At 62.2% G+C, this 5,238-nt stretch carries 5 protein-coding genes; all 5 read right to left on the bottom strand.

Annotated features, from left to right (window positions below):
* Window positions 1-629, bottom strand: a 629-nt coding sequence (locus ACO1XS_RS25420; RefSeq protein ID WP_486391988.1) for a carbohydrate ABC transporter permease, incomplete at its 3' end; no start/stop codon positions are given.
* Entirely contained in the window at window positions 626-1,561 is a 936-nt protein-coding gene (locus ACO1XS_RS25415) for a carbohydrate ABC transporter permease (RefSeq protein WP_331568096.1), read from the bottom strand. The genes ACO1XS_RS25415 and ACO1XS_RS25420, both read right to left, overlap by 4 nt.
* A gap of 169 nt (window positions 1,562-1,730) precedes the next feature.
* Window positions 1,731-3,077, bottom strand: a complete 1,347-nt coding sequence (locus tag ACO1XS_RS25410; RefSeq protein WP_331568097.1) for an ABC transporter substrate-binding protein — start codon at window positions 3,075-3,077, stop codon at window positions 1,731-1,733.
* Window positions 3,078-3,169: 92 nt separating this feature from the next.
* Complete coding sequence (locus ACO1XS_RS25405) at window positions 3,170-3,943, bottom strand: L-iditol 2-dehydrogenase (RefSeq protein ID WP_331568098.1); 774 nt, start codon at window positions 3,941-3,943, stop codon at window positions 3,170-3,172.
* 269 nt (window positions 3,944-4,212) lie between these two features.
* A complete protein-coding gene (locus ACO1XS_RS25400; RefSeq protein WP_331568099.1) occupies window positions 4,213-4,968 on the bottom strand; it encodes a YoaK family protein in 756 nt (251 codons plus the stop codon).
* Window positions 4,969-5,238 lie beyond the last annotated feature (270 nt).

Below are 5,238 nucleotides of genomic sequence, written 5' to 3'. Positions count from 1 at the left end.
GTGGACGCGAGCCCCGGCAGCGCCATCGGCGTGAGCAGATAGACGATTTCCTGCCAGGTCGACGCGCCGTCGATGCGGCCTGCTTCGAGAATGTCGCGCGGAATTTCGTTGAAGTACGTGAACGCCATCCAGACCGCGATAGGCAGGTTCATCAGCGAATAGACGATGACGAGGCCCCAGACCGTATCGAGCAGTCCCATGTTCTTCCAGAGCAGGTAGATCGGCACGAGTACGCCGACGGACGGCATCATCTTCGTCGAGAGCATCCACAACAGCAGCTTTTGCGTGCGCCGCGTTGGAAAAAACGCCATCGTGTAGGCGGCCGGCACCGCGAACGCGAGGCACAGCAGCGTAACGCCGGCCGAGATCAGAATCGAGTTGCGCGCGAAAGCAAAGTAATCGCTGCGGGCAAAAACCTCCCTGAAACTGTCGAACGTCGGCGAAAAGATGAGCGAAGAGGCATAGGCGTCGCGCTCCGTCTTGAATGCGGTGATCGTCATCCAGAAGATCGGAAAGAACAGCGCGAGCGCGATCAGCCACGCGAATGTGCCCGGTATCGCGCGCTTGAGCGCGGCGAGCGACGGCAATGGCCAGCCCGTGCGGGCGGCAGGCAGCGTCGGATGGCTCATTTGTCGTACTCCCCTTTGAGGTTTTTCGCGAGCATGCGCACGAGAAAGAACGCGACGACATTCGCGAGCACGACGGCGAGAATGCCGCCCGCCGACGCGAGGCCGACATCGAACTGCTGCAGACCGAGCGCATAGATGAGATACGACAGGATCGTCGTCGCATTGCCCGGGCCGCCCGAGGTCGTCGTGTAGATCTCCGCGAAGATCGACAGCAGGAAAATCGTCTCCATCATGACGACCACCGCAATGGCACGCCGCAGGTGCGGCAGCGTGATGAAGAAGAACATCGCGATGGGGCCGGCGCCGTCGATGCGCGCCGCTTCTTTTTGCTCTTCGTCGAGCGATTGGATCGCCGTGAATAAAATCAGAAACGCGAATGGCAGCCATTGCCAGGCGACGATCACGATGATCGAGAACAGCGGGTAGTCGGCCAGCCAATCGACGGGCTGCATGCCGAAAGCGCGCATCAGGTCGGCCATGATGCCGTAGACCGGATGCAGCATCATGTTCTTCCAGATGAGCGCGCTGACCGTGGGCATGACGAAGAACGGCGCGATCGCGAACAGGCGTGCAATACCCTGGCCGATGAATTTTCGATCGAAGAGTACCGCCATCAACACACCGCCGACGACCGTAATACCGAGCACCGACCCGATCAGCTCGAGCGTGTGCACGATCGAGGGCATGAACGCAGGGTCGGTGATCAGATAGCGGTAATTGTCGAGGCCGGCAAAGCCGGTGGCATCGGGATTGAGCAGGTTGTAGCGCGAGAACGAGTACCAGATCGTCATCGCGAGCGGAATCGTCATCCAGAGCACGAGGACCGCGACAGAAGGCATCGCGAGCCAGCGTGTCGGCAATGCGCGCCGCTCGGGACTCGGCACGGCGGCCTCGTTCTCCGCATGCGCCATGGGAAGGTGAAGATGTCGCATCGTTAAGGCCTCCTGATCTTCCGTCACCTCGTTACATCGGCCCGGCGCGTCTTGCACGGCGTGCCGGGCGGACGGCACGGGACCCGACGATGCGTATTGCACGTATCGCACGCATCGTCCGATCGATTACCGCGTTTCGGGTCCCGCTACCGCGGGTGCGTCTTGCCGGTTACTTTTGATAGCCCGCTTGCCGCACCGCGCGATCGGCCGCCGCGTTACCGGCCGCAAGCGCCTGATCGACGGACATCTGGCCCGCGAGCGCGCCCGAGACGCTCTGCCCGACCACCGTACCGAACGATTGAAACTCAGGAATGCCGACGAACTGCACGCCGGTGTAGGGAACGGGCTTCAACGTCGGGTGATTCGGGTCGGCCGTCTCGATCGCCTTCAGCACGAAGTCCGAGAACGGCGCCGCCTGCTTGTACTCGGCGCGCGCATACGTCGATTGGCGCGTGCCGGGCGGCACGGAAGCCCAGCCTTCGTCCTTCGCCACGAGTTCGATATACGGCTTGCCCGTCGCCCAACCGATGAACTTCTTCGCGGCATCCTGCTGCTTGGACGTCTTCGGAATGGCGAGTGCCCAGGCCCACAGCCAATGCGAGCCGTTCGCCGTGACTTCCGTCGGCGCCGCGGCGAAGCCGATCTTGTCGGCCACCTGCGACTGCTGCTTGTTATAGAGCATGCCGGCAGCCACCGTCGCGTCGATCCACATCGCGCACTTGCCCGAGGACATCAGCGTCAGGTTTTCGTTGAAGCCGTTCGAGCTGGCGCCCGGGGGGCCATCCTTTTTCATCAGATCGACATAGGTGCTGACGGCCTTTTTCCATTCGGGCGTGGTCAACTGTGCGTGCCATTTCTCGTCGAACCAGCGCCCGCCGTAAGCATTGACACGCGTCGTCAGGTAGGCCATGTTTTCGCCCCAACCCGCCTTGCCGCGCAAGCAGATGCCGTAGATGCCGGCCGACTTGTCCGTCAGCTTGTCGGCAAATTGCGCGATCTGATCGTAGGTCGGATTCGGCGGCATGGTCAGGCCCTTCGCCGCGAACAAATCCTTGCGGTAGAACGTCATCGAGCTTTCCGCGTAAAACGGCAGCGCGTAGAGGGTACCGCCGGACGAGAGGCTGTCGCGCACGGGTTTGAGGACATCGTTCAAGTCGTAGTCGGCGGGCAGATTCGTCATCGGCGAGAGCCAGCCGCGCTTGCCCCACTGCGGAGCCTCGTAGGCGCCGATCATCATGACGTCGAACTGGCCGCTGCCCGTCGTGATATCGGTCGTGGCGCGTTGGCGCAGCACGTTCTCCTCGAGCACGACCCAATTGAGCTTGATATCCGGATTGGCCTTTTCGAACTCCGCCGAGAGCTTTTTCATCTCGAGCATGTCGGGATTGTTCACGACAGCGATCGTGACGGTCGCAGCCGATGCGGCGCTGGCGGCGCCTCCCGCCGCGCAAGCCAGCACAGCGGCGCCCAACGCCTTGTACGCGAAACGGCGGGCGGTACCGAATTCAGATTGCATCGTGTGTCTCCTAGTCTTGTACGTTGTAGGGAACTGCTCGGGCTCACGCCGCATCCGTCAGCCTTTGTTGTAGGCGCGCATGCGGCAAAGGTCTAGCTCATCCAGTTGCCGCCATCGACATTGAGTGTTTGCGCAGTGATGTAGTCGGCATCGGCCGAGGCCAGAAAAAGCGCGGCGCCCGTGAGATCGGCGGGTACACCCATGCGCCCGAGCGGCACGGCTTCGCCCACGAGGCGTTTTTTCTCGCCGAGCGGCCGGTTTTCGTAGCGGGCGAACAAGGCGTCGACGTCTTTCCACATCGGGGTGTCGATGACGCCCGGGGCAATGCCGTTCACGTTGATCTTATGGGGCGCGAGAGCCAGGGCAGCCGATTGCGTGTAGCTGAGGACGGCGGCCTTCGTGGCGCAGTAATGTGAAACGAGCGCTTCGCCGCGGCGGCCTGCCTGCGAGGACATGTTGATGATCTTGCCGCCCCGGCCCTGCTCGACCATGCGCCGGGCCACCGCTTGCATCATGAAGAACATGCCCTTCACGTTGACGGAGAACAGTTTGTCGAAGATGTCCCAGGATTCGTCGAGCAGCGGGCGCATATCGAAGATGGCCGCGTTGTTGAACAGGATGTCGATGCCGCCGAAGCGCTCGACGGTGCCGGCCACGATGCGTTCGATGTCCTCGCGGCGCGTGATGTCGGCGGTGACAGCATGGACGTGATCGGGGTGCCGTTCGACGAGCGAGGATATGGCATCGGCGGATTTGACGTCGACCAGCATACAGCGAGCGCCCTCGCTCACATACCGCTCAGCCACGGCCTCACCGATTCCGCTCGCGGCGCCCGTCACGATTGCCACTTTTTCGCGCAATTTCACGAAACGTCTCCGATTGGGTAATGAAGTGACCCGTTTTCTTTGCCGGTGAGCTATCGCTCAACGACAGAGCATTTGCTCGTTTGGTGATCGAATGATCGGATACGCGCTCGGGGCTGTCAAGCGTGAGGAAGCGGTTTCGATGTTGCAGTGCGGGAGAGGGCGTACTGAGGAAAGCGGGACGTGAAATCGCCTTTCGCCGAAATGCGAAAGGATCTTGGTCGAGGGAAAGTGGCTCCGTTGGGCTAACGGAGCGAATAGGCCAAGGCGGCTTAGCCCCGCGGCCCCAGCATGTCGTCCACCAACGGCACTGCGGCGAGCGCGAGTAGAACCGTTGCGAGGGGCACCGTCGATACGAAGCCGAGATGCTTGAAGCCGATCGCGCCCGCGAGCCCGCCGCAAATGAACGCGGCCAGCAATGAGGCCAGGAGCACCAGCTTCTGCCGATCACCGCGCACGAACAGCGGGTCGGGCGCCTCGTCGCCGCGCGACGCATTCCAGTAAAAGAGCTTGCCGAGTTCAATGCCGAGATCGGTGACGAGCCCCGTCACATGGGTGGTACGAATCTCCGCTTTCGAAATCTTCGTGATCATCGCGTTTTGCAGCCCCATCACGAAGCACAGCAGCGCCACGGTAGCCGGCACGAACAGCACCCGATGGCCCTCGAGGTGCGAGCCGAGCAGCCCGAAGCAAAGCAGTAGCACAGCTTCGAGCATTAGCGGCATGGCGTAGAGACTGGTCAGCGCACGTCTGCGGCCCCAGTTGATCAAGATGGCCGAAGTCGCCGCGCCGCAAAGGAACGAGAGCAAAGACGCCACGCAGGTCACCGCCGTCTCGATGCTGCCAAGCGCCAGAGAGTCGGCAAACGTGGAGGCGATCCCCGACATATGCGACGTGTACTGCCCCACGGCAAGAAAGCCGCCCGCATTGGCGGCGCCTGCGACGAACGCGAGCGAGCGCCCGAGCCGACGATTGGCTTCGTCGGTACGCTCGGGCATGGTGAACCCGCGGAGGTATTGAATCGGCATGCTGAACGGCTCGCGCGTCGTCGAAACGGCGCATAAAGACGCGCCGCTGAGACCGCGAAGGCACATGTCAAGCATTGGCGCGCAGCAAATCGTAGCACGCCGCCAATCGTCGCGCTGAGCCGTCTGTCTTAGGGCCTGTTCACGCTAATTACAGGCTTGCGCTGGCCACCAGAAGGGCCGAGCGCAAGGAATGGGACGAAGGGAATACTCGACGTATTCACAAGGAGCATGACGCGGCGATCGGCCCTTCTGGTGGCCAGCCCCACGAAG

It is taken from the genome of Trinickia sp. (assembly GCF_057351765.1).
The sequence above is the reverse complement of the archived record's forward strand: the minus strand, read 5'-3'. Positions and strand labels throughout refer to the sequence as shown.